Annotated in this window: 24 protein-coding genes; 3 read left to right on the plus strand and 21 right to left on the minus strand. The window is 47.7% G+C overall.

The genetic code is table 11. From position 1 onward, the window contains the following. Window positions 1–49: 49 nt before the first annotated feature. The 12 genes from GUA98_RS07355 to GUA98_RS07410 form a co-directional block, all read right to left on the minus strand. Window positions 50–1,378, minus strand: coding sequence for an amidohydrolase family protein (locus GUA98_RS07355; protein ID WP_193722574.1), 1,329 nt, complete (start codon window positions 1,376–1,378; stop codon window positions 50–52). Further along, window positions 1,375–1,821 carry a cupin domain-containing protein gene (locus GUA98_RS07360; protein WP_227779471.1) on the minus strand — a complete coding sequence of 149 codons (447 nt, stop codon included), beginning with the start codon at window positions 1,819–1,821 and terminating at the stop codon, window positions 1,375–1,377. Before GUA98_RS07360 ends, GUA98_RS07355 begins: the two co-directional genes overlap by 4 nt. 40 nt (window positions 1,822–1,861) lie before the next feature. Then, a complete protein-coding gene (locus GUA98_RS07365; protein ID WP_193722575.1) occupies window positions 1,862–3,544 on the minus strand; it encodes a CocE/NonD family hydrolase in 1,683 nt (560 codons plus the stop codon). A 96-nt stretch (window positions 3,545–3,640) separates the two neighbouring features. Then, window positions 3,641–4,975, minus strand: coding sequence for an FAD-binding oxidoreductase (locus tag GUA98_RS07370; RefSeq protein WP_193722576.1), 1,335 nt, complete (start codon window positions 4,973–4,975; stop codon window positions 3,641–3,643). 47 nt (window positions 4,976–5,022) lie between these two features. After that, complete coding sequence (locus GUA98_RS07375) at window positions 5,023–6,039, minus strand: ABC transporter substrate-binding protein (RefSeq protein ID WP_193722577.1); 1,017 nt, start codon at window positions 6,037–6,039, stop codon at window positions 5,023–5,025. A 35-nt stretch (window positions 6,040–6,074) separates the two neighbouring features. Continuing rightward, window positions 6,075–6,941, minus strand: a complete 867-nt coding sequence (locus GUA98_RS07380) for a fumarylacetoacetate hydrolase family protein (RefSeq protein ID WP_193722578.1) — start codon at window positions 6,939–6,941, stop codon at window positions 6,075–6,077. Further along, window positions 6,938–7,780 (minus strand): creatininase family protein, encoded by an 843-nt coding sequence (locus GUA98_RS07385; RefSeq protein WP_153978691.1) that lies wholly within the window; start codon window positions 7,778–7,780, stop codon window positions 6,938–6,940. Before GUA98_RS07385 ends, GUA98_RS07380 begins: the two co-directional genes overlap by 4 nt. A gap of 71 nt (window positions 7,781–7,851) precedes the next feature. Continuing rightward, a complete protein-coding gene (locus GUA98_RS07390; protein WP_193722579.1) occupies window positions 7,852–9,039 on the minus strand; it encodes an amidase in 1,188 nt (395 codons plus the stop codon). A 21-nt stretch (window positions 9,040–9,060) separates the two neighbouring features. Continuing rightward, window positions 9,061–9,873: a cysteine hydrolase family protein gene (locus GUA98_RS07395; protein ID WP_193722580.1), complete on the minus strand. Its 813-nt coding sequence runs from the start codon at window positions 9,871–9,873 to the stop codon at window positions 9,061–9,063. 63 nt (window positions 9,874–9,936) lie between these two features. After that, window positions 9,937–10,965, minus strand: a complete 1,029-nt coding sequence (locus tag GUA98_RS07400; protein ID WP_193722581.1) for an ABC transporter substrate-binding protein — start codon at window positions 10,963–10,965, stop codon at window positions 9,937–9,939. Window positions 10,966–10,991: 26 nt separating this feature from the next. Next, on the minus strand, window positions 10,992–11,870 hold the full coding sequence (locus GUA98_RS07405; RefSeq protein WP_153978695.1) for an ABC transporter permease: 879 nt from the start codon (window positions 11,868–11,870) through the stop codon (window positions 10,992–10,994). Window positions 11,871–11,900: 30 nt separating this feature from the next. Next, window positions 11,901–12,698, minus strand: coding sequence for an ABC transporter ATP-binding protein (locus GUA98_RS07410; RefSeq protein ID WP_110822780.1), 798 nt, complete (start codon window positions 12,696–12,698; stop codon window positions 11,901–11,903). A 273-nt stretch (window positions 12,699–12,971) separates the two neighbouring features. On the opposite strand from GUA98_RS07410, the gene GUA98_RS07415 reads away from it, so the two are divergent. Beyond that, window positions 12,972–14,570: a PucR family transcriptional regulator gene (locus tag GUA98_RS07415; protein ID WP_193722582.1), complete on the plus strand. Its 1,599-nt coding sequence runs from the start codon at window positions 12,972–12,974 to the stop codon at window positions 14,568–14,570. A 199-nt stretch (window positions 14,571–14,769) separates the two neighbouring features. Here GUA98_RS07415 and GUA98_RS07420 read toward each other — a convergent pair whose 3' ends face one another. From GUA98_RS07420 to GUA98_RS07425, 3 genes are all read right to left on the minus strand, one after another. Further along, window positions 14,770–14,916, minus strand: a complete 147-nt coding sequence (locus tag GUA98_RS07420) for a hypothetical protein (protein WP_167301698.1) — start codon at window positions 14,914–14,916, stop codon at window positions 14,770–14,772. A 249-nt stretch (window positions 14,917–15,165) separates the two neighbouring features. After that, a complete protein-coding gene (locus GUA98_RS29445; RefSeq protein WP_227779472.1) occupies window positions 15,166–15,303 on the minus strand; it encodes a hypothetical protein in 138 nt (45 codons plus the stop codon). A 130-nt stretch (window positions 15,304–15,433) separates the two neighbouring features. Continuing rightward, the gene (locus GUA98_RS07425) at window positions 15,434–15,883 is read right to left on the minus strand and encodes a MerR family transcriptional regulator (protein WP_193722583.1); all 450 of its coding nucleotides are present in this window, start codon (window positions 15,881–15,883) and stop codon (window positions 15,434–15,436) included. A gap of 169 nt (window positions 15,884–16,052) precedes the next feature. Between GUA98_RS07425 and GUA98_RS07430 the strand changes: the two genes are divergently transcribed. Next, a complete protein-coding gene (locus tag GUA98_RS07430; RefSeq protein ID WP_193722584.1) occupies window positions 16,053–16,904 on the plus strand; it encodes an aldo/keto reductase in 852 nt (283 codons plus the stop codon). 241 nt (window positions 16,905–17,145) lie between these two features. Here GUA98_RS07430 and GUA98_RS07435 read toward each other — a convergent pair whose 3' ends face one another. From GUA98_RS07435 to GUA98_RS29450, 5 genes are all read right to left on the minus strand, one after another. After that, window positions 17,146–17,565, minus strand: a complete 420-nt coding sequence (locus tag GUA98_RS07435) for a MarR family winged helix-turn-helix transcriptional regulator (RefSeq protein WP_153978699.1) — start codon at window positions 17,563–17,565, stop codon at window positions 17,146–17,148. A 226-nt stretch (window positions 17,566–17,791) separates the two neighbouring features. Continuing rightward, window positions 17,792–18,808, minus strand: a complete 1,017-nt coding sequence (locus GUA98_RS07440; protein WP_193722585.1) for a hypothetical protein — start codon at window positions 18,806–18,808, stop codon at window positions 17,792–17,794. Between the two features lie 18 nt (window positions 18,809–18,826). Continuing rightward, window positions 18,827–19,825 (minus strand): hypothetical protein, encoded by a 999-nt coding sequence (locus GUA98_RS07445; protein ID WP_193722586.1) that lies wholly within the window; start codon window positions 19,823–19,825, stop codon window positions 18,827–18,829. A gap of 23 nt (window positions 19,826–19,848) precedes the next feature. Continuing rightward, a complete protein-coding gene (locus GUA98_RS07450; RefSeq protein WP_193722587.1) occupies window positions 19,849–20,769 on the minus strand; it encodes a helix-turn-helix transcriptional regulator in 921 nt (306 codons plus the stop codon). Between the two features lie 91 nt (window positions 20,770–20,860). After that, on the minus strand, window positions 20,861–21,049 hold the full coding sequence (locus tag GUA98_RS29450) for a hypothetical protein (RefSeq protein ID WP_095286843.1): 189 nt from the start codon (window positions 21,047–21,049) through the stop codon (window positions 20,861–20,863). Between the two features lie 54 nt (window positions 21,050–21,103). On the opposite strand from GUA98_RS29450, the gene GUA98_RS29455 reads away from it, so the two are divergent. Further along, window positions 21,104–21,259 carry a hypothetical protein gene (locus GUA98_RS29455; protein WP_227779473.1) on the plus strand — a complete coding sequence of 52 codons (156 nt, stop codon included), beginning with the start codon at window positions 21,104–21,106 and terminating at the stop codon, window positions 21,257–21,259. Window positions 21,260–21,266: 7 nt separating this feature from the next. On the opposite strand, the gene GUA98_RS07455 is transcribed toward GUA98_RS29455, so the two are convergent. Continuing rightward, the gene (locus GUA98_RS07455; protein ID WP_193722588.1) at window positions 21,267–23,198 is read right to left on the minus strand and encodes a fructose-1,6-bisphosphatase; all 1,932 of its coding nucleotides are present in this window, start codon (window positions 23,196–23,198) and stop codon (window positions 21,267–21,269) included. Between the last annotated feature and the right edge of the window lie 66 nt (window positions 23,199–23,264).

A 23,264-nucleotide genomic window follows, 5' to 3' on the forward strand; every position in this document is an offset into this window, starting at 1 on the left:
TTCTTTCTCTCTTATGTTCAACTGACGGTAACTCCTGTTTGTTGTCTAATCATGTTACCCATTCAGACGCGAATGTCTGAGCTGTATGTAGAGCAGACTGCCATCTGCCGGAGGCATACACCCAGCGACTCATTTTTGTACCTGATAGCAGCTGCGTGACATCTGAAGCATCCGTGACAACAAAGTTGCAGTCATGCCCTTCTTCTATTCCATACTCTTCGCAGCCCGTGATTTCAGCAGGTATATCCGTGATCATCCGCAGCAGCTGCACCAAATCCCGTTCACTGCCCATATGGGCCGTATACGATGTGATTTGGGCGATCTGTATCAGATCCCCGCGGCCGAACGGATGGAACGGGTCTTGAATATTGTCGGAGGCCGCAGCAAGCGGAATGCCTTCGGCAAGCAGCTCGTTAATGCGTGTTGTACCCCGTCTTACCAGGCCGCGATCTTCCCGTCCCTGAAGATACAGGTTCACCGCAGGCAGCGTTACCGCGTTCAGACCAGCTTCCTTCATCTTCGCCATCACATGCTGTGCATCTTTTTCTGTCATTGCGGACAACGAGCACAGATGATCTGCCGTCACTCTGCCCTGATAACCGTAGCGAATCGTATGCTCTGCAATGCTCAGCACGGTTTTTTTTCCGGGATGATCACTTTCATCTGCATGCAGATCAATGGGTACGCCGAAACGTTCCGCTAACCGAAAAATTCTGCGAATCTCTCTTTCAGAGTCATCTGCCAGATGAGGGGCTCCCCCCAGTACATCAATTCCCATCCGCAGTGCTTCCTCGATGGCCTCATCCGCAGCTTCATGATTGCCGCGGAACGGAACCATGAGCGCATATTGGATAGCCATACGGCCCTTCAACTTCTCCCGTACTTCCAAGGCTGCCTCGATCGTCCGAAAGGCCACCTCTCTCCCCAAATGAAGAGGGAAGTCAAGGTGGCTCCTTATGGTCGTGGTCCCGTAGCTTAGTGCCATTCTGGCGGCAGTCAGCATGCGTTCCGCTAGCTGCTCCTTGCTGAATGTCTGTACAGCCTGGCTGTAATTAAGAATGGCTTCATGAAGTGTGCCGGATCGGTTCGACACCTGCGAGAGCGAAAAGGCCTTATCCAGATGCATATGACAGTCAACCAGGCCAGGAAGCATCATGCCGCCCTGCAGATCGATGCAATCCGCGTCTGAGAGCCGTTTCAGATCCGATCCAGCCTGATGCGGGACCATCAGACGGGAAGCACCGCTTTCCCGTGCATCAAGGAAACGATCTTGAAGGCGGATACTAGCCCATTTTCCAACCTCCGCCTTTAGTTCATAAAGACAGAGGTCTTCCCGGTGCGGAAGGCGTACATTAATGAAATGCAGCCCTGCACTCATTGTGCGGTAGCCAGCGCCTGAAGCACGGCCAGATCCTCCTCGTCAAGCTCGGTGGCCGGACCCGCTTTGATCATATCCGAGAACATTTCGTCCGGTACCATGGTCGTCAGACAATATAGACGTGTGCTGCCCGTGTTAATAATATCGTGGTGGTTGCCCGGTGGAATGATAATGAATGAGCCTTGGCGGATCGGAGTCTCATACTCGCTGCCAACTTTGGCTAGCCCCTCCCCTTTTAACACATAAAAATATTCATAAGCCTCCCGGTGTTCATTGGATGGAGTTCTGCCTCCAACCTCGAAAATCTCCACAAATGAAGTGAAAGGAACCTGCTCCCTGTCGCACAGCAGGATGAACTTATTCGTATCCTGTGCGGAAATTTTGTGGACGGGACAATTCTCAAAGTTACCAGCAACCAGACCTGGAATGTTCACCATATACATTCAACCTCACTTTGATTGATTTTAGTTTATGCTTCGCTTTTCATCTTTTTACCGGCAACCTCAAACAGGATATGTCCTGTTCTGTACTGCGAACAGCCGTGGTGGCAATCTTCAACCCACCTGTTCCCGTGCTGTTCTTCTCGTCCCTAACACCGTTCGGATGCCGGGCGAATAACGGGAAGGCGCTGCCTGTCAACTCAAGCCGGACATACGAGCCAGCCGGAAGGGTAGCCGCCAAGGGGCGCAGCCGGATCTGTGCTGTTCTCCATTCATTGGAAGCATCTGCTCCTTCACTGCAGATTTCCGTGCGACCCACACTCAGCAGCCGGGCAGTCCCTTGCTCGGATACGGTGGTAAGGATGGCCACCAGATCCGTCGGACCTCCCAATGTTTGGTACTGCACGGATAACTCCGGGGACCCAAAAATCGGGATATCCTCTGCAAGCGGTCCTCCCGTATATACCAGAATCTCTTGCCGTTCCTGAATAACAGCTCGGTCGGACGGCAAGTAGGAGTCCAGGCGCATCGGCAGACGTGAGTCGTACACGAATACATCCGGCACAGCCTCCTCCACATCTTCCTTATGCTTTTCCAGTCTCCCCCCTCCTGCCGCACCGTTCGCCGGGGTCTGTGACCCAGACAGATAAAACCATTCGGACGGAGAGGCCCCATCCTCAAATAGAGAAGGCAGCTGTTCCGCCGTATGCCATTCAAGACTCAACTGGTCAAAATATCGGATCGGCAGTTCACCAGACAGTTCCATGTCTTCCTTGCCCTTCAGCCAATAATCAAACCAGCGCACCTGCTCCAGATGATGACCACCATCTGCCTGCTCGCCATGATCGATTCCGCCCGCTCTGCGCCCCCATGGAATGTGGGCCCACGGGCCGACAACGAGCCGATGAAAGCAATCCGGCGTGGCCGTAGCTTGCAGCGCTTCGAACGATTGTAACGTACCCATGAGGAAACCGTCATACCATCCCCCAATATGAAGCGCCGGCACGGGTTCCTTTACGATATCGTTGATCCAGTTCATCTCCTCCCAGTACTCATCGTACGCTTGATGATCGATCCAATCATAAAATGCGGGAAAGTATTGCTCCAGAATTGGATGTCTTTCATTCAATGGCATTTTCCAAAGCATCTCATCGGGGCTGCGCATGAGTCGTGAGCATTGCTCTGCCGTTTCGAAGTCGCCCGCTCTTTGTGCCGTGTCACGAGCCAGCTGGAAAGCCCACGGCAGATGGTTGCCAAGTGCGAACGAGCCATGCGGATAAAATAAGCCATGATACATGTCTGCCGGACACATGCTCGGTGCAATCGCCTGGAGCGCAGGGGGGTGAAGGGAAGCTGCTGCCCATTGTGTTAGACCTTGATAAGAGAAACCGTACATGCCTACTTTCCCGGTCGAGCCGGACAGACCGGCTGCCCACTTGATGGTATCAAAACCGTCCTCTGCTTCTTGAACAAACGGATTAAATTCGCCTTCCGACTCTCCCCGCCCCCTGACGTCCTGAATTACTACGATATATCCCTTACTTGCATACCAGACGGGGTGGGCATGCGTAACGGTAGAAGCAATCGACCGTCCGTAGGGCTGGCGCATCAGCAGCACAGGATATTCTCCTGTCTCGTCCGGCAGGTATATATCTGAATACAACGTTATGCCGTCGCGCATTGTGCAAGGGACCTTTCGCCGGATGACCACATTTCCAAATTTCATGCAACTCGCTCCTTTGCTGTAGATACGGATTGACTATTAAAATCCGCATGGCACGTTAACTTCTGCAGGTTGCGCCATTCTTCCATCATCCGTTGATCAGACACCGCTAACAGCCGAACGCTTTAATTTTTCCTGATTCAAAATGCCCTTCGGGTCGTTGCGGTGTTTGATTTCCCACAAACGATCATGCGCGTAGGATCGCCCGCCTTCCTTCAAATCCCATGTATGCGGATTATTGACTACAACCCGGTTTTTCTCGTAACTTTCCATCAGCTGATTCAGGTTTTCCTCCGTTGTGAACGGGACCAGCGGCAGGCCAGAGATCAGCAAATTTCCGTTTTGGCGGGCAAACTCGATGTGATTCATCACTTCTGGATATTCCTCTTTCATAGAGGAGATTTGCTCAAGGGCACAGGATGAATCAAAATTCAGCTGCAGATAGGTTAAGCCAGGGTCTGCCTTGCGCGCCCACAAAGTTGTATGATTCCATGTGAAATCGGAGACACCTAGACCTTTGTGATACTGTTCGGCAGAGACCTTCATAGCCAAGTGACCTCCATACTCCGATAGGATCCGTTCAAGCTGGGATTCGTTGGCTGTATCCACTTCCAGTAATGCGACAGCATGGTCAGCGGGGAGATCAAGCGGAAGAAAATAGGATGGTACCGGCCATTCATGGATGGAGATTAGCCGTTTCACCAAGGAAGTGTCCTCAGCAACCGCCTGCCCAAAGCGAAAAGCCTGTTCAAAACCGTCAAAGGTTACGGCCCACTGCATCCATTCCACTCGGGGAGCCAGATTGATTTCCACTTCGGACAAAATGCCGATTGTACCGTAAGTATGCAGGTAAGGCAGCACTTCGTCTCCCTGGAGCTCAATGGTACGGGGATGAACCTCAACGGTTTTGATTTTTAGCGAACGTACCAGCCCATCCCAGATCGTCCCCCAGCTGATCGAACCGATGCCGCCAAATCCGCCGCATAAAAACCCGCCGATCGTCGCGGATTGAAAGGTGGAAGGCATCGTACGCAGCTCGTAACCTGCCTTGCGGGCAGTGGATTCCATTTTGCCGAGTCTAGCCCCGGCCTGGATCCGCATCGTGCCTTCTCCCATTTCGAGCACCTTGTTGTATTTGGCCAGATTCAGGACGATTCCGCCTGTGACCGGAACGCATTGACCATAGTTGCCGGTGCCGTTCCCCCTGATGGTCAGCGGAACTCCCAGCTCTGCTGCTATGGAGAGCAGATTGTCAAGTTCTTCCTCGGTGCGCGGACTGGCGATGCACTCGGCGACCTTACCCTGCAGCTGACTGGCCAGCACAGGAGAGAAGTGATGATAATCCATCGAATATTTGGCAAGCGCCGCCTCCTCCCACTGCAGCAATTCCGGATCCATGCGTTCTTTCAATACGGCTATCCAATGTTCATTCATTCGGTTCCCCTCCCGTATTTGTAATACTCATCTCCCAAAGGAATCTCTTAGGATTTTGGCAAGAATTCATCCGTAAACACCTTACTGACATCAGGTTCCTCTTTCAATGCCCCAATCTCCTTAAGCTGCTTTCCGAGCTCCGTCCAGCGTTCCTCTGTCATGTAGCCAACACCATGTGTCGCCGCATCACCTTCATATACAAACGGGATAAGTGCTTCTGCCGCATAGTTCAGCTTTTCTTTCGTAAAATCAGGGTTTTCCTTTAAAATGACGTCATTCACGGTATCATAATTGGTCTTGTAATAATCCCAGCCCTTCATCGAAGCCTCGACATAACCACGCACAATATCAGGATGATCCTGAATATACTGCTCCGTTGTGAACAGCACATTGGAATACGGGTTATAACCGGCGTCTGCCAGTAGCAGGAAATTAATATCCACATTCTGCTGCTTCATCTCGTACGGCTCACTGGTTACATAGCCCTGAATCGCAACCGTATCATCGGCTACAAAAGGAGCCAGAGAACCGGTATAAGCCAATTCCTTCACGTTACCCAATTGGTATTTACTCTTCACAAAATCCCAGAACACCGAGCCTGTCCCCACGTATACGGAGCGGTTGTTCAAATCGGCCAGGGAGGACATGTTCTGATTGGCATGAACCATAAGTCCCTGCGGGCTTTTCTGGAATATCGTCGCAATCGCTACAAGAGGGATTCCTTCTTCACGAGCGACCAGCAATTGATCCGCTGTAGCCAGTCCGAACTGCGCCTTGCCTGAAGCCACGATCTGTGTTGGAGACACCTGCGGCCCACCTGCTTGGATGGTCATATCGAGACCGGCCTCATTGTAATATCCTTGTTCCTTTGCCGCATACAGACCCCCGTGCTCCGCTTGTGCAAACCAGTTTGTCACCTGAGTAATTGCCGTGAGTTCCTCACTTCCCCCCGTAGCAGCGGCATTCTGAGCAGTTGGCTGTTTCCCGCAAGCCGCCAGCAACGTGGATAAGGAAATCATTGCTGTGAGTATAACGACAGTTCCCTTTTGTCTGTACTTGTTCATCTCATTACCACTCCCCAAGGAAAATTACGGATGATTTACTCTACTACTGCTACCGGATTTCGAAGCGTCATAAAGCCACTGATTCTACACTCGGCGACATCTCCTTGCTGAATCCGGACGGACCCGGGTGTGCCTGTCATGATCACATCTCCCGGATAGAGAGTCATCATCTGCGAAAAATACGAGACAATGAACCATGGATGATACATCATACGAGACACCGTATTGCTATGAATAACCTCATCATTCAACACCGTTTCAACGACGAGGTTCTGCAGATCGCCTATTTCATCAGGTGTTATTAGTTGGGGTCCGAGACTGAAAAATGTATCGAATACCTTGGATCGCTGCAGGAATCTGGGGTTCCGTGCGTGAATGTCCTGGTTAGTCATATCCAGCGTTGCGGCAAAACCGGCAATGACCTCCTGAGCACGTTCTTCCGGCACATTTTTGCAGGTTCGACCGATGATAATGCCAAGCTCTGCTTCTGTTGTCACATTCATATCCTGAGCCGTAAGCTGGATATACTCTTCCGGCCCGATCAGGCTGGAGTCCGGCTTCATGAAGCAGACCGGCTCGCGCTCTGGAGGAGTAGATGCGAGATCAATCGCTTTTTGCACATAATTCATGCCAATTCCCCATATTTTACGAGGGTGGCGGAAGAGAGGGGCAGGTATAGCTTCTTCTGAAGGAATGAAAGGGATGGATGAAACTGTTCTATCCCCGTGCTTCTGATACCACTGGACAAGCTCCTCTAGCTGGCCTTGCTGCAAGATCTCCATAATGTTGGTGCCCCATGAGCTTCCTTCCGCCCTGTTGATCTCCTCTAGAAGTATGAATCGTTCCCCATGTTCAATCGCTGCCTGTTCACCATCGCCGTGTTTCAGACTGACGAGCTTCACGGGGTGCTTCCTGCTGGCTGTTGAACCGGTTCAGTCCCCCGGACATCGGTGATTTCAAAATCACACAGTTCCTCCAGCGCCTCTGACAAAATCGTTGAGATTCGTTCCTGAATAATCCTGCCTTTCTCAGGCGTGGCCGTCGTAGCATCACCAGCAATGCCGGTAGCGGAGATATCTGCCATCTTCCAGGCGAAACGAATTTTCCCTTCTAATGTAAGAAAGCGGTAAGAGGACATATCAGGAAGCTCTTTGACGAGAAACTCCTCCTTCACCCAGTCCGGTTTAATGGACATCACGAGAGAGGTCTCATAATCACCACCATGAATACCGTATTCCAGCTCCTCGGGAGACAGGAGGTCCTCTGCCACATTCAGACTGCTGGGACTGAGATAGAAAACCATCATCCCCGTTCTGATCCGTATTTCTCGTGATACTGTATTTAGCAAATCCACGTTGCCGCCATGGGTATTAAACAACAGTAACTTGCGAAAACCACTAGCCTTCAGACTTTCTGCAATGTCCAGCATGATGGCATGTAGTGTGCTCGCCGATAAGGAAATAGTGCCCGGAAGCCCGATATGTTCATTGCTTTTGCCATACGAGACCGGAGGCAGCAGCCAGATCTCCTTATCCGCCCGCACCCGCTCCAGCGTTTGGGATAATGTCGCTTCCCCAATCAAAGTGTCCGTATATACGGGCAGATGGGGGCCATGCTGCTCCACAGCTCCGACTGGGAGAATAACCAGTGCCTTATCTTTCGGCAGTTCTTTGACCTGTTTGCTGGTCAGACGAGGCAAAAATCGTTCCTCCCACGCTGTTCCTTCATATCGTTGAAACATAACTGACACCCTTTCTCCTGCAGCTTTATTGTTTTCACGCTTACTTCATGTCCATATATCAAATGATGCTCTTATCCTTTTACTTCTGAGTTTACTGCTGAAAGAAAGGATGTGGCCCATTCGAGCAGACGTTGATCCTGTCCCGGACCTGCAATGATCGAAATACCGACCGGGCATCCCAGCACCCCGGCAGCGGGGATCGTAAGCTGCGGTAGACCCGACAAACCGGAGATGCAGGTTAAACGCATCGTTTTCACTCTTCGTTCTTCAATTAAAGGCCCGCCCAAGCCCAGCTTCGGGGCAACTCCAGTCGTCGTCGGAATCACAAGCACCGTATCCGTTCTGAGCAGGTCAGCCATGTGCTTGCGTACCTCAACCCGGCGTTCAGCTGCCTTCTCCTGATCTCCACGTTCAACAGTGCTTGCCCAGGAGAATCGCCCTGCCGTATCTGGCCCGAAGGTCGGCTGCTCACGTTCAATCCACGCCCCATGCTCCTGCCATATTTCATAGCCCTGGATCGTCCTGAACAAGGTCATCCATTCAGGTAGACCCTGCGGGGCGATGCGAACCGTTTCATGGCTCGCAGCCATGCCGCACAGCAGCTTCAGGTAAGGGGCAAGCGCCTCTTTGCTCTCAGTATCAGCAAGCTCCCACGCATCCTCACCGATGAGCACCCGGCTGAAGCCTGTACCCGAGTCTGTCTGCGGCAAAAGCACTTCTCCTATCCGGTACAGCGTCTCGAGATCCCGTGCCATCCAGCCGACGGTGTCGAAGCTGGGAGCGAGTGGGATAACGCCTTTCGCGGAGACAATGCCATGCGATGGACGCATTCCATAAATTCCACAGTACGAAGATGGCACACGCACCGATCCTCCCGTATCCGTTCCAAGGGAGAAGTCAGCAAGCCCAGCGGCGACAGCTACCGCCGATCCGCTCGATGAACCTCCAGGGATACGATCGGGAGCCCTTGGATTCACTGGTGTTCCATAATGAACATTTTCACCATTCAAGCTGAACATCAGCTCATCCGTATGCGTCATCCCCGTTAGCCTTGCTCCTTGCTCCAATAGCAGGTTGAGCGTTTCCGCGTGTTCCGCCTCGGGCCCATGCGTCTGGAGCCAACGTGGATTACCCGCGCCATTTGTATGGCCACGGACGGCAAACACATCCTTGACCATAAAGCTGAGTCCGTTCAGCCTACCCTGCCCTGTCGGTTCAACGTTTACCTGGTTGACAACGGCGTTCCATTGGTCCTTCATTGCGTCATCCCATCCTTCCGTTCAGCCTTCTAGCGATGCCAGCTCTTCCGAGTTGTTTCTCTCTATAGGGGTCGCTGCCCCGTTCAGCTCTTCTACCAACGAGGTGGAATCCGTAACGAAGCCATAACATTGCTTGATATTGTACAAGGTCGCTTCTATGCAGAAATCCGGGGAGCTTGTTGCCGAGCAATCCTCCAGAAGTATGCCGTCATATCCGAGACAAGCCGCGTCCTGCAGTGTATGCATGACACACTGATCGAGATTTACCCCGGCAAACAACACTGTTTGAATATTAAGATTGCGGAGAATACTGTCCAGTGGTGTATCCCAAAAACCGCTCATGCGATATTTATCCACATAGATATCATCGGGGGACGAATCCAGACCATCGACAATTGCCGTTCCCCAACTGCCTTTCTCCAGCACCTTGGAGCCGTTCCCCGGCAGCGGGTCCCCAATGCCGTTGCCCCGCCCATCCGAATTGTATACATGAAGCACGGATGGCGGCACGTTCATTCGGTCTTCCCGGTTGCCCCAGTTCACCCATATCACAGGCACTCCCGCTTTGCGCAGCTCAGGCATCAGTCGGTTCAGCCGGCTGACCGGGTTAAGGAGCGGAGAGGTATCGACCCCAATGGAATCCAGCCATCCACCCGGTGTACAGAAATCATTCTGCATATCGATGACAATAACTGCCGTATGCTCGAGATCAAATATGACTTCCTGAGGCTGTGCAGGGAGGGTTACTGACTTGCCGTACTTTTGCGTTCGCCTTAGATCCACCAGCGTTTCGGACACTTGCCAATAGCTCTTTCGATTTCCAAGTTTGAACATATTAAGTCCCCTCATTTTTTCTGAAATTTCTGATTTGAAGCTTCAAATCCTTTTGGTTCAGGTTTATGGCTTCATCAGATACTCCGTTGTAAACGCCTGGGTAACATCTAGTGCCTTCGTTAATCCTCCGCCCTTGATCATCTGATCCTGGAGGGTACTCCAGCGTTCCTTTGTCATGTAACCAATACCATTTGCCTCAGATTCCTTGTTAAGAATAAAGGGTTTTTCCTGCACAGCTTCATAATTCATTGCTTCTACCGTCATATCGGGATTATAGGTTTGAATAAACGGGTTTACCTTTTCATAGTTGTCTAGATAATAGCTCCAACCCTTCTGACTTGCCTGCACCACAGCTTCAACAACATCAGGGTGCTCTTTAAGATAATCTTCCGTCGTAAAAAGAACGTCTGCATAGTTCGCGTAACCGGAATCGGCGATTTTCAGATAGTCCACCTCAACCCCCTGCTGAGAAAGTGCGTAAGGCTCATTCGTGATGTAACCCTGATTGAGCGAACTCGGGTCATTGATAAAATTGACAAGCTGCCCGTTATACTTCATTTCTTTTACATCTGTCAGATTGTATTGGTTCTTGATATATTCCCAGTAAGGCACCGCTGTACCGATGTATACGGTTTTGCCGTTCAGGTCTGTGAAATCCTGAATGTCCTCCCCCTTGTGGTACATCAGAACCTGCGGTGTGCTTTGAAAACCAGCAAGGATACCGACAACAGGAATTCCCTGTTCCCGGGCCTTCAAGATTTCATCCGCATAAGAGATACCGAATTCAGCTTTGCCTGCAGCGACAAGCTGCATGGTTGACACCTCGGGGCCTCCTGGCTGAATCGTCATGTCGATCCCTTTGTCCTTATAATAGTTCTGCTGCAATGCCGCAAAATAGCCTCCATCTTCCCCTTTGGCGTACCAGCCCTCGATCAGTTTCACCTGCTTCAAATCTGTTCCGGCTTCCCCACCCGCCGAGGCGGCGGATTCTAGAGCGGAGGAATTGGAGCATGCGCTTAGAAGCAGTAGGATCAAAGAAGTCGCCGACAGCAGCCATTTCTTGTAACGAAAGTTCATATGATGTTTGGACATGTTGGATCTCTCCCCCGGTTCTGGTATCATTTCATTGCTGATTCATGCCAGGACTTCAAAAGTTTGTTCGACACCATGTTGATGATCAGGAAAAATGCGATTCCTAGGGCCGATGCTGCTAAACCGCAGGCGAACAGATAAGGAGTTTGCAGGCGGGTTGCTGCAACGGTAATCCCGTAACCGAGTCCTCCTTGTCCGCCACCAATGCCTGCAATGTACTCACCCACGATCGCTCCGACAACCGAACTGGAGCATGAAATTTTCAGCCCTGCCATAATGTACGGGAGTGCCGCAGGAAATCTCAGCCTCCAAATGGTTTGCAGCTTGCTTGCATTATACAGATAGAATAAATTCTTCATGTTCTGATCCGTTGAGTTCAATCCGATCAGCGTATTCGATAAAATTGGGAAAAAGCTGATTAAGAATGAAATGATCACAATGGCATTTATTCCCGCTCCGAACCAGATCACTATGATTGGTGCTACCGCCACGACCGGAATAGTCTGTAGGATAATAGCGTAGGGATATACGCTTTTTTCTACCGTTTTGGACAGGGCCAGTAGAATGGCCAATGAAATACCGAGCACGACACTGATCGTAAAGCCAATCAACGCCTCCACAATGGTTGTGCTTACCGACGTAATCAGATTCGCGCTGTTCTCAGCTGCGGCTGCGGCAATATCGGATGGCTTGGGCAAGATATATGGGGGCATTCCGAGTATCCGCACGATTAATTCCCATCCACCGATAAACAGGACAAACACGACGATTGGCGGCAGAATTTTTTTCATCAGTCCAATGACTGGGCTCTCTTCTGCCGGATGATGGCTGCGGGCATTGTCCTTCCCAGAAGCTCGGATACCTGGTGTCGTTTCAACGGCTGGATTAGCTACCATCTCTTCCATGTTGCTTCCCACTCCTCTCATTTCTGGCTATCAATGATTCAGTACATTGGACACGCTGCGTACATATTCACCGAATTCAGGCTGGGTCCGGAATTCATCATCCCTCGGATAGGCAAACGGAATATCAATGAAATCCGAAATTTTACCGGGACGAGGCGTCATCACTACGACTTTTGTTGATAGGAACACACTTTCGAACACGTTATGCGTAATGAACAGAACCGACATCTTCTTGTCCTGTTCCCAAATATTTAGCAATTCATTCTGCAGCGTCTGCCTGGTAATTTCATCAAGGGCGCCAAACGGTTCGTCCATTAACAGCAGCTTGGGACGGGATATCAACGCTCGTGCAATGGATACTCTCATCTTCATTCCGCCCGACAGCTCTCGGGGCAGCACCTTCATATAATCCTTCAGGCCTACCAGCTCTAGAACCCGCTCCCCTTCGGTAATTCGCTCCTTTTTGGATACGCCACGCAAAGTAAGAGGCATGGTGACATTATCAATCAGCTTGGCCCAAGGGAGCAGGGTATGCTCCTGAAATACAAAGGCAATTTCATTCTGTTTACGTGCTTCCTTTGGGGAAGTACCCAGCACGGTCAGATGACCGGAGGTCGGTTCCGTCAAACCGGCAATCATATTGAAAATGGTAGATTTCCCGCAACCGGAAGGACCGACAAAACATAGAAATTCTCCTTCCCCCACATGCAGATTCGCATGCTGCACAGCTACAGTGCCATTGGGGTAGATTTTGCCGACATCATCGATTACAAGCATGGAACGGCTGTCCTTTTGGGCCGCTGCCTGTTGATTTTGGGTGAGCTGCATCTGAATCCCCTCTTCTCTTTGAAGTTGTGTCCTATCATATAGCCAAAAAATATGCATGTAAATATTCCTGACACAATTTTGGTTTTTTATCTAATGGTATACGCTTTACGTTGGTTCAAAAACAGAACATTCTAGCTTTTAGGTTAACTTATATGACATGAATATAACAAAAAGGATTGCAGGAATTTAACAAGACCCTATATAATTGCTTAAAAAGTGACGTGGTTTCCGGTACCTGATTCAGATATGTATCGTTTAGGAGGATGGATTGACATGCATTTAACTATAGAAGATGCGTTAGCAGTGTACCCGTTATCGGAAGGCAAGTTGGCCGCCGGTAAAAAAGGAATTTCTCGAACGATCAGCTCCATCAATTTGATGGATGCGCCGGATGTGATCAACTGGATGAAAGAAGGGGAGCTCTTGTTGACTACAGCTTATGCGATTAGGGATTCACCCGAGGATTTTGTTAATTTGCTGCAAAAGCTGAATGAACGTGGAGCCTCCGGGCTTGGCATCAAGCTTGGTCGATACTGGGCAGAAATACCAGAGATAGCTCTGCTGGAAGCTGATCGGCTGGGCTTGCCCCTAATTGAGCTTCCCTTTCAATTCACCTTCTCCGAGCAGATCACCGCTCTCTACCAATCCGAGTTCCAACGCGATACCCGCCGGCTAAATGAATTGCTTGAAACACAGAAGAAGCTGGTTGATTTTGCGATGCAGGCCGATGAGTACACCAATTATTTTCAAAGTATCACAAGTATTTTAGGGGTTCCTTTAGCCATCGTTACCTCTGAAGGACAGACCTTGTATAACATGACACGTTGTTCCGATTTGGAGCTGTTGAGCGATTGGCCCTGGAATCAGGACAATCGGTTTTACAAGTCGGCGAACAACCTGTTGTATCGGGTCCCCCTGCTGAAAAACGGAAAGTCATACGGTTACTTGCTGATACAAACTGAAAATCTGCTGGAAGCACATGAAATGGAGGGCATTTTTCACCAAGCTGCCGTCATTCTTTCCTATCATCTGGAGGTCATCCAGAATCAGGAGGCTACTGCGGCAGGCAGTCGTCTTGGCATGGCCATGGAACGTTACTTAAAGGGGAACGCCTCTCTGAAAACGGTGCTCGAATTTGCTGAAGCATTGGGAAGCACATTTTGGAGCACACCCTACGTATGCATGGTATCTTCCACAAGAGCGGATGCTTGGGACCATGAAAATCAGAGGCGCAAACTGAGGGAGATTCAGAATAGACTTCAGGACCATCCCAAAACATCCTCCTTGGAATCCCATCATTTTTATGTGATGAACCGCATATATTCACTCTTCCCCCTTCTAGAAGAAGAGGCCAAGGATCGAAGGAAGTATGAGGATTCGGTACGCTTGTATGCGGATTTGATGCATTCATGGGACCACGGAACAAGAACATGTTTTATCAGTAAAGCGAGAACGGGCATAGAGGAGTTCATCGACGGCTTCCGGGAGTGCGGGGAGGCTGAGAGAATCAGTACGGAGCTTGGTTTAAGCGAACCGATTGTCATGTTTGCTGACCTGGAGTTTATTTATCTATTCAAGCATATTCCGCAGGAGGTTATGGTCCGGTATTGCTCTTATTTATTCCGTCCACTCATGGACAAAGAAGAGGAATACACCAGTGAGATGATGCACACACTTGAAGCCTATTTTGCCAACAACGGCCAAGTGAATGAAACGGCACGTGAGCTATATATCCATCGCAACACTGTACTGTACAGGCTGGAGAAAATTTCGGGGCTGCTGAATTTGGATTTGAAGAATACCGATCATCTGCTGCTCTTAAAGCTGGGACTTATGTTTAGGCACTTGATGTCGTCAGATAGACAAGTTTAAAAAAGGTCAATTGTCGTCGTGCTCTATTCCACCCCAATAAAAAAACCTCAGCAGGTTTACCGAGCTGAGGTTAATAAATTATCCTTGTTCAATTTTATCTTTAGCTGCTGCCACTCTAGTGTCTTTTGATTCCGCCTGGATTTCGCATCAGGTGCTTCGAATACTCCCTAATTGACGACTAGAGCCGCACCTAACTAATTCATTTAATAACTTCCACCTTTTTATCCCCTGCTGTCTTTGCTACCTCTAACGTTGTATGACCTTGGATCGCGACGATCACGCCTGCAGCCAGCATAGAAACGATTAAAGCTGCGCTTAGAGTTGTGGACATTTTCTTCTTGACCATAACCATACCTCCGGTATCTATTATGTAATAAGCAATTCAAAATGGACGAGTCGATGTTGACTTCATCATTGCAAATAAGGGATTACAATAATTCGCTTTTCTGGTGAAGTAACCCAGTTGTTGATTGTATTATAACCCACTGCAAATGATTGTAAAGGGATTTTTTTCTAGGTTTAGATAAACAAAATATTAGGCGCGGCAAATAAAGCTGTAGACTATAAATCCGTTATTTGGCCTCTTCCAGCACGACTACATGGCTAGAATAAGAGAAGCAACACTTATATTGGCCTGAAGATAGATGGATATCAACCATTCCTGTGTTTTCATCGCGAGTGCTTTGCGGGATTTTACATATTTGAAACCAGCGAGTGGTATCAAACCCAGCATTGATTGTACTTAAACTCTATCAATTCATGGGTCGATGACTGCTCGCTAAAAGTATACTGACCTAGAATGGAGTTCATGTTTGAGACTATACTTGATTCCGCACCTGCACTTTAACCTGCGTTTTTGTTCATTATAGATCACCAGCAGAGGAAGCGTAAAATACGTCGCTGTGCATATGTTTTATTCGTTCCCAGTTAGCGGGATTGGTTGTGTCCAGGGAGCGGTTCTCCATTATGCCTTGATATAAAGCGGTCTTTTCTTCCAAATGTGCTAAGTGCTGTTTGGCTTCTTCAAACTTAGCAAGAGCTGCTTCTCTATGCTCCATCATAAGTGTGTACCGTTGTGGGATAGTTGAATCTCCTACGAGACAGTAATCAACATACATTTTAATATTATCAATCGGCATCCCGGATTGTTTGAGACATTTGATGCCATGTAACCAGTTGATTGATTCTTCGTCAAACATTCGAACATTATTCTGATTGCGCTGTACACTTGGCACCAAGCCTTTATCTGTATAAAAGCGAATAGCGTGCTCGGTGAGTCCTGTGATCTGCGCGGACTCTTTGACGGTATGCATGAGAAGACCTCCTTGAAAAATATAAATTCCAGAGTATGCTTGCCTTCGTGTAACACGAAGGTGATAGGCTCATTGTAATGCAACTCGACCATGAAGGTAAACCCTGTTGAGGTGCCCGAATTCGAATCTAGGGCCATTGCATTATATTTAAATATTAGGAGGAATTACGATGCAAACCGTAACATTAAACAATGGGGTAAAAATGCCGATTATCGGCTTTGGTGTTTACCAAGTTCCGGATGCTGAAGAATGCGAGAATGCAGTATATGAAGCGCTGATGGCTGGTTATCGGTTGATCGACACTGCATCCGGTTATTTGAATGAGGAAGCTGTCGGACGTGCGGTCAAGCGCAGTGGCGTGCCTCGTGAAGAACTGTTCATCACGACCAAGCTCTGGGTCCAGGATGCCAGTTATGAGAGCGCCAAGCTTGCTTTTAACAAATCCTTAAATAAGCTGCAGTTGGATTATCTCGATTTATATCTTATACACCAGCCGTTTGGCGATTACTACGGTGCTTGGCGTGCCATGGAAGAACTGTACCATGAAGGTAAAATCAAGGCGATCGGTGTTAGTAACTTCCTGCCAGACCGTCTGATGGACCTTATCATGCATAATGAAATCGTGCCAGCTGTTAACCAGGTCGAAACTCACCCGTTCTATCACCAAACCGAGAGTGCCACCTTTATGAAAGAACAAGGAGTTCAACATCAGTCGTGGGCTCCGTTCGCTGAAGGGCTTAATAACATGTTTGGCAACGAAGTGCTGATATCCATTGCTGCAAAACACAGTAAGTCTGTCGCGCAGGTCGTGCTGCGCTGGCTTGTGCAGCGTGGGATCGTTGTCATTCCGAAATCAGTAAAAAAAGAGCGGATTGTCGAAAACTTCAACATCTTCGATTTTGAGCTCAGTACCGAGGATATTGAACAGATTACGGCCCTTGATACGCGGAAGAGTCTTTTCTTATCGTATCACGATCCGGAAGTCGCCAAGATGATGGGAAACTGGAAGATTGATCTGTAAACCCTATTGTAATGTACAAAAAGAATGTTGATCTGTCAGATCAACATTCTTCGTTTTTCTTATCCATCCGATTCAAAAGCAGACTATCTCAGGACTCGTAATTGAAGTATTCTACATCCATATAACCTTGTTGTGTTTTGAGATTCTAGTTGTATAACCCAATTCGGTCTCCCCGATCGTGTCCCCATCCCAATGGATAGACTTCACCCAGGTTATTGAATTTTTCGCCATCCAGGCTGTATTAACCAACGGTCCCCATATTCGTTACTAACTTTTCTAGTTTATCAGCGTCATCCATCGTTAACGAATGGAACTGAGTATCAGCCAAGCTATACAGATTGGGAAGTATACAATCGATTACGTGTCTGCCTTTTTCGGTTAGTTGTACGAATATCACCCGACGATCCGAATGACAAGGAATACGAGTTAGCAGCTTTTTATTCTCCAGTTTATCCAAGATATACGTCAAAGCCCCACTAGTCAAAGAAACATGTTGAGATATCTGTTGAATTGCTTGTTTCTCTTCATGTTCAAGCGATACTAACACAGAAAGCTCCGTAAAATTGAGATCTGCTTTCTTTAACTCGCTCCGAAATTGGTCCTGAATCATTTTTGACATTTGAATGAAATGAAGACATGCTTGATATCGAAAATTATTCATGGTTTCTCACTCCACTTTATATATCTCAGTTTTAAGATTCTTTATTTAGATATTACTTGTTCTATGTACTTTTGTCAATTTAAGACCAAGCTCAGGATCAACATTTCTTGTTACTGATACGTAAAAAAGCCTCCATATTCAATCACCTACAATGCAAGTTAAACGCAAAAAAACCTCCCAGGCTTCAAAGAGCTCGGTTCGGTTTTTATTCACAGCATGATGACAGCTATCTCAGTCCAACATCTATAAAACGATTTCCGATGGTTTCGGGAAATGCCTGCTTAATTGCATCAATGGCTCGTTGTTCCGTTTCTCTCGCTTGATGGAGTAGCGCTATCACAGACTGTACACACTCCGGTTCTTTGACATCCCATAAATCACAGTGATCAACCCAACGAATCATCTCCATATAAAGATCTGACAAGGATCTATATTCTTGTATGACCTGAGCCATCTGGTCAGAGAGGTATCCGAGACCTGCAACATAGCTGGCAATAATTTCTCTTGATCTGCAATAATATCGGAGAACTTCAGCAGCTTGCCTCGGTTCATAAACACTTGTTTCCAGTGCTGAAGCCATGGCAGAATATGCAGCAGAGCCGCAAGCGTAATCCTGAGGTGGCAGCATGTAATCATGGATTTCCCATTTGTAGACGGCCTGAATCAACGATTCCTTACAGACCTCCCACAAATCTACCGCTCTACAGGATTCAAGCACTTGATAATACCAATAAGGCGTTCTATTTCTCCCAAAAGAATCGTAAGGCAAACGAGTAACGTCATGGCCGTCGCTGTTACAGAGGAGCAAAACCTGCTCCACATCATCATACCCGGCAGCAATAACAAATTGGTCATGCCATACTATGGCCCCCACACCCCGATCAATGGATGTCTTAATGTCCACCAATGCCTGTTTTTGATACAGCGGAAACGTCGGTGCAAATGAAAACCCGGCTGCCTGACTGACCGTTACTCCAATAAAATCAGCAGCTACAAAATTCTCTGCCATCCAGTTATAGGCTGAGATTGATTCTTCGGTCAGACGCCGATCTACGACCAATCGAAATACTGTTGCTGTCATGCCCGCAATCATGTGAAGCGGGAATTCCGTCCACTTCTTATGTATTAAAATGCAGTGCATCACATCTGCATATGAACCCTTGCTGCTACTTATAATGTTTGCATCCTTAGAATGCTGGGCATGATCCGATTGAATCAGGTCCAGATAAACTTGTTTTGCCATGATCCTTCCTCCCTCTGTCTATCTTGGTGAGTGCGCTCCCCATCGTGGTACAGTTGAGCGCTTACGATCAGGGAATTTTAAGGATATGATGCGAAAAAAATGGACCGCTTGCTCTTCTAGTGCTTTCGCTTCCATTAGAACCTGTGCCAGCTTTTCCGCTGCATCCAGCTCCAGATTCCATTTGTCCTCCTGCTGACTCATGAATCCCCTCATCTGGTGAATTAACCTTCCAAGCTGGTCATAACATGAATAAGCTTGGTCCAGCTCATCCCATATGCCTTGCATATCCCGCAGGTACAATCGAATTTCATTTCGAGACTGACAATAAGATTCCAAAAGATACGTTGCCCCTGATGAATCATAATCTCCACTTCGTAGAGCTTGCACCCATACGTCATATGCCAATCGGCCAGAAGCGATGTTTTGATCTGGTAATAGTCGATAAGGGATATCCCAATCCTCGATAGCAAGTCGTAAGGATTCCAACAACATATCCTGTTTGGGTATTGGAATCTGCTCACCAAAGATCTGACAATACCAGAAACCTGTGAAGTTTAGCCCGAAATTGTCATATAGCAAAATCTGAGGATCCTTACTCCACCTATCTTGCAAGTAAAAGATACCATCGTTGTCATCATATCCATGGATAACCCCGAACTCCGGAATCCAATAGATTACTCCTTTTCCCTCGTCTAGACTTCGCTTCACCCATTGCACTGCATCCATCTGATAATAATCGAATGTAGAATGTCGCGTTCGTCCTCCATCCCAGATCGTAAATATTCCCAGGTTGTCGATTCCAGGGCGGTGCGCTTCTCCCCATTGTCCATACGCCGTTACCGACATGGGAAGAAGCCTGCGATGCACCGAAAGTTTAAAAGCCATTCCCGTATACCCGGAGAGCAAATATTTTGCACCTTGAAACTGACCTGTATGGGTCAATATGGCATGCAGACTATCCACAAATGATTTGGACTCTCGTTTTACCACCAGGTTGTTTAACTGTACTTCGGCCAAGATAAGATCTCCCTCCATGGTCTTTACTTCACTTGAGCATGATTTGAATTGTGAAGTCTGTTAAGAATTGCGTCTGCATGGCTCTGCATCCTGCGTCTTAGCCACCCAGGAGATATTAATTCCTCCCACTCACTTATAAATAATTGCTGCATGAAAGCCTCTGTATCATAAAATTCAATCGCGTGAATCCGATCTTGTGTATCCCGAATTCGATACCCTTGCCACTGCTCTGTTTGCTGCACTTCTTTCAGACGAATCTCAGCTATAAACGGTTTTCGAACAGGCAGAGGTTCTTCCCATCCACTGAGCTGCATGTCTGAATCACATTCGAATGTTTCATCCGTCAATCGGACATGAACGATACCCTCCAGCCGTATGGCACTTTGCTGTACAGGATCCGTTTCATAGCCAATGACGTAATCAGCATTGTACTGGGATACGATCTTCAATGGACACCAAGGAAACTGCCTTTCACCGGAAAAGTCTCGGTAATACATATGTACTTTGAGTGATTCTGTTATGGCGTGGGATAATAATTCAACATGCTGAAGAAGCTTCGGCGATGCAGCGAATGTGGGAAGTGGTCGGCTCAATATTTTCTGCTCTTCAGCCGTAAATCGCTCTAACAGATGCGCCACACGCTTGACCACATCAGATTGCTCGTGATTAAAATGCCGATAACGATGAGCCAGATACTTAAGGACGCTCTGTTCTTCTTCTGTCATATATAAATGGGGTAACCGATAGGTCTGGTCCTCATAACAATAACCTCTATATTTTGCGAGATATAGTAAAGGAGCGCGTAATGAAATCGCCATATACTCAATATCGCGCTGTGCCTGACGCCGGGATATCTCAAATTCACGGGCAAGCCAGCTGCTGTTCGGAAAACGTCCGCTTCGAATCTGCTCGTCAAACCAGTGAATACGATGCATATTACTCATCTTTACAGGCCCCCAATTGATTCCACAATGTGCAAAACGTAACCCCATTATACCAAACGAATGGCCCGCTCCGAAGAACAGGCCTGCTACGTTATACGGTTGCTCTATCCACTCTGGATTGCACAGCTTTGGAACATTTCTTGCATACTTTCAGACTTGTCCCATCTGTTTTCGTTTGTGAATACAACAATTTAATACGTGTGCTGCTGCATACCGGACATGTTCCCCGCCCCCGGGAAGGGATATTCCACAAGACACGTCCTCTTTTGGTTTTTGCCAATGGTGTGAACCTCTTTTCAATGTAGTTTGTGTGTTCACCGTTATTATAGAGCTCATGGTACGACATAGAATGTCGCAGCAGTACGTATTGGATCAGACCAATCCAAAAAAAGAAACGCTCGCACAGGCAGGGTATGATAACTTTCCTGCCTGGTACGAGCGTCTACACCAAATTGCACTCCAACGGTATGATCCGGGTGAGTACGGTTAGCAATAGTTTATTTCATCGAGCGATATTCCAGTAAATCTGTCAAATTCGAGATCTTCTGCAGCAGCTTCTCCCCAATGTTGGTTTCCCTCACCAGTTTCCGCGCCAGTTCTTTGTCCACCAGTCTTTTTATGGATAAAACGTCCGTTCCGTTACACAGCACATCTTCTTTTGAATTAAATTTCTGATGAGCGACGAGCTGCATGCCGAAGGAATTATACAACAAGGTATATCCCGCGATGCCCGTTGTGGATTGATAAGCTTTGGAGAAACCACCGTCAATGACGACCATTTTTCCGTTTGCTTTGACAGGGCTCTCTCCACGAATTTCTTTCACTGGCGTGTGTCCGTTAATGATATGTCCATGATCCGGATTCAGATCAAACTCCTGCAGGATCTTTCGACAGATATCTTCCTTTTCACGTAAATGGTAGTATGGGTTCTTTCTCTCCTTATGCGCTTCCTTATCTTCGATAAAGTACCGTTCAAAAGTGGTCATTTCTCTTTTGCCAAAGAGTGAGGAACATTCCCCTGTCCAGATGTACCATACCATATCCGTCGCCAGATCTTCTGTCTCTTCCAGATGTGCAAAGGAGTAGCGTAGGTTCTCTTCAAAAACATCAAGCAGCTGGCGGCCCGCATACGTCTTGCCTTCAATCTGCATTTCTTCCATATTTCCTTCTTCATCCAAAGGAATACAGCCGTGGATTAACAAATTCCCGTTGTATTTTAAATAAAGGCTGCCCTTTTTCATAAGAAAATTCATATGCCGAGCCAGCTTCTCGGAATGCTGAACGGAGAACAGCAGCTTTTCCATCACCTGGCGTTCTTCCTCCAGCAATTGTTCAGGGTTCAGCGGATTTACGGTTGCAAAACAGGTGTTTTCCAGCTGGTACGTTTTTCCGCAGATGTTGATTTCGTTTTTGTCATAATCGATCTTCTCCAGTAGAAGTCTTTCAGACATGTTAAAGTCTGGGCGTCTTTTGATAATCGGCATTTCAAGCTTAAACTGGATCATGGCAATGGCCTGGTGAATCTTGGTGATCTGTAGAATTTCCTGCTCCGATAGGTTATGGCCGCCCTGCAGCTTAGGTCTGAAAGATGGATTATCTTCATAGTATTTCTCCGCCAGGTTTAACAGTGGGCGAAGATTGATTCCGTATACATCTTCGATGATGTCCAGATTGTCGTATCTCGCGCAGATCCGGATAATATTCGCAAGGCAAACCAGAGAACCTGCATAGGCACCGATCCAGAGCACATCATGGTTGCCCCACTGAATGTCTACAGAATGGTAGTTGATTAACGTATCCATAATTTTATCAGGGTCTGGCCCCCGGTCATAAATATCGCCAACCACATGAAGGTGGTCAACCACCAGACGCTGGGTCGTATAAGCAAGGCCGATAATGAGATTGTCCGCCTGCCCCAGGGATATAATCTGCCGATATATTTCCTCGTAATACGGATCCTTATTGTTGGTCGTATCCGTCTTGTATAGAAGCTCTTCTACAATATATACATACTGTTTAGGCAGAGCTTTCCGCAGTTTGGAGCGTGTATATTTGGAAGAAGCGTAAGAAACAAGCTTAAGCATGTTTTCAATCGTTTGTCTGTACCACTGGTTCAAAGCCTTTTTATTGCTCAGGTCCCCTATAACCAGCTTTATTTTTTCTTCCGGATAATAGACTAACGCCGCAAAATCATTAATTTCCTGCTCTGTCCATATCTCACGAAATAATTCTTTGATTTTCTCTTTCACGGTTCCTGAACCGTTTCGTAGTACATGCTGAAAAGCCTGGAACTCCCCGTGCAAATCACTGACAAAATGCTCGGTTCCCTTCGGAAGATTGGAGATTGCTTCAAGGTTGATAATCTCTGTTATGATTTTTTCTTCCGTATCATATTTCTCAGCAAGTAGATCTAAAAATTGCTCATCCAAAACAGATGTCCCCTTTCAAGGAATGATCGTGATGTATAGTTGGGTCCAATCTTTGCAAATGCAATT

The sequence above is a fragment of the Paenibacillus sp. P13VS genome (assembly GCF_015143645.1).
Taxonomy (GTDB): Bacteria; Bacillota; Bacilli; order Paenibacillales; family Paenibacillaceae; genus Paenibacillus; species Paenibacillus xylanilyticus_A.

Excerpts from the sequence above, each read along its gene's own strand:
- GUA98_RS07355 (WP_193722574.1), bottom strand. The coding sequence starts at position 1,378 with ATGAGTGCAGGGCTGCATTTCATTAATGTACGCCTTCCGCACCGGGAA.
- GUA98_RS07360 (WP_227779471.1), bottom strand. The coding sequence starts at position 1,821 with ATGTATATGGTGAACATTCCAGGTCTGGTTGCTGGTAACTTTGAGAAT.
- GUA98_RS07365 (WP_193722575.1), bottom strand. The coding sequence starts at position 3,544 with ATGAAATTTGGAAATGTGGTCATCCGGCGAAAGGTCCCTTGCACAATG.
- GUA98_RS07370 (WP_193722576.1), bottom strand. The coding sequence starts at position 4,975 with ATGAATGAACATTGGATAGCCGTATTGAAAGAACGCATGGATCCGGAA.
- GUA98_RS07375 (WP_193722577.1), bottom strand. The coding sequence starts at position 6,039 with ATGAACAAGTACAGACAAAAGGGAACTGTCGTTATACTCACAGCAATG.
- GUA98_RS07385 (WP_153978691.1), bottom strand. The coding sequence starts at position 7,780 with ATGTTTCAACGATATGAAGGAACAGCGTGGGAGGAACGATTTTTGCCT.
- GUA98_RS07390 (WP_193722579.1), bottom strand. The coding sequence starts at position 9,039 with ATGAAGGACCAATGGAACGCCGTTGTCAACCAGGTAAACGTTGAACCG.
- GUA98_RS07395 (WP_193722580.1), bottom strand. The coding sequence starts at position 9,873 with ATGTTCAAACTTGGAAATCGAAAGAGCTATTGGCAAGTGTCCGAAACG.
- GUA98_RS07400 (WP_193722581.1), bottom strand. The coding sequence starts at position 10,965 with ATGTCCAAACATCATATGAACTTTCGTTACAAGAAATGGCTGCTGTCG.
- GUA98_RS07405 (WP_153978695.1), bottom strand. The coding sequence starts at position 11,870 with ATGGAAGAGATGGTAGCTAATCCAGCCGTTGAAACGACACCAGGTATC.
- GUA98_RS07410 (WP_110822780.1), bottom strand. The coding sequence starts at position 12,698 with ATGCAGCTCACCCAAAATCAACAGGCAGCGGCCCAAAAGGACAGCCGT.
- GUA98_RS07415 (WP_193722582.1), top strand. The coding sequence starts at position 12,972 with ATGCATTTAACTATAGAAGATGCGTTAGCAGTGTACCCGTTATCGGAA.
- GUA98_RS07420 (WP_167301698.1), bottom strand. The coding sequence starts at position 14,916 with ATGGTCAAGAAGAAAATGTCCACAACTCTAAGCGCAGCTTTAATCGTT.
- GUA98_RS29445 (WP_227779472.1), bottom strand. The coding sequence starts at position 15,303 with ATGCTGGGTTTGATACCACTCGCTGGTTTCAAATATGTAAAATCCCGC.
- GUA98_RS07425 (WP_193722583.1), bottom strand. The coding sequence starts at position 15,883 with ATGCATACCGTCAAAGAGTCCGCGCAGATCACAGGACTCACCGAGCAC.
- GUA98_RS07430 (WP_193722584.1), top strand. The coding sequence starts at position 16,053 with ATGCAAACCGTAACATTAAACAATGGGGTAAAAATGCCGATTATCGGC.
- GUA98_RS07435 (WP_153978699.1), bottom strand. The coding sequence starts at position 17,565 with ATGAATAATTTTCGATATCAAGCATGTCTTCATTTCATTCAAATGTCA.
- GUA98_RS07440 (WP_193722585.1), bottom strand. The coding sequence starts at position 18,808 with ATGGCAAAACAAGTTTATCTGGACCTGATTCAATCGGATCATGCCCAG.
- GUA98_RS07450 (WP_193722587.1), bottom strand. The coding sequence starts at position 20,769 with ATGAGTAATATGCATCGTATTCACTGGTTTGACGAGCAGATTCGAAGC.
- GUA98_RS29455 (WP_227779473.1), top strand. The coding sequence starts at position 21,104 with ATGGTACGACATAGAATGTCGCAGCAGTACGTATTGGATCAGACCAAT.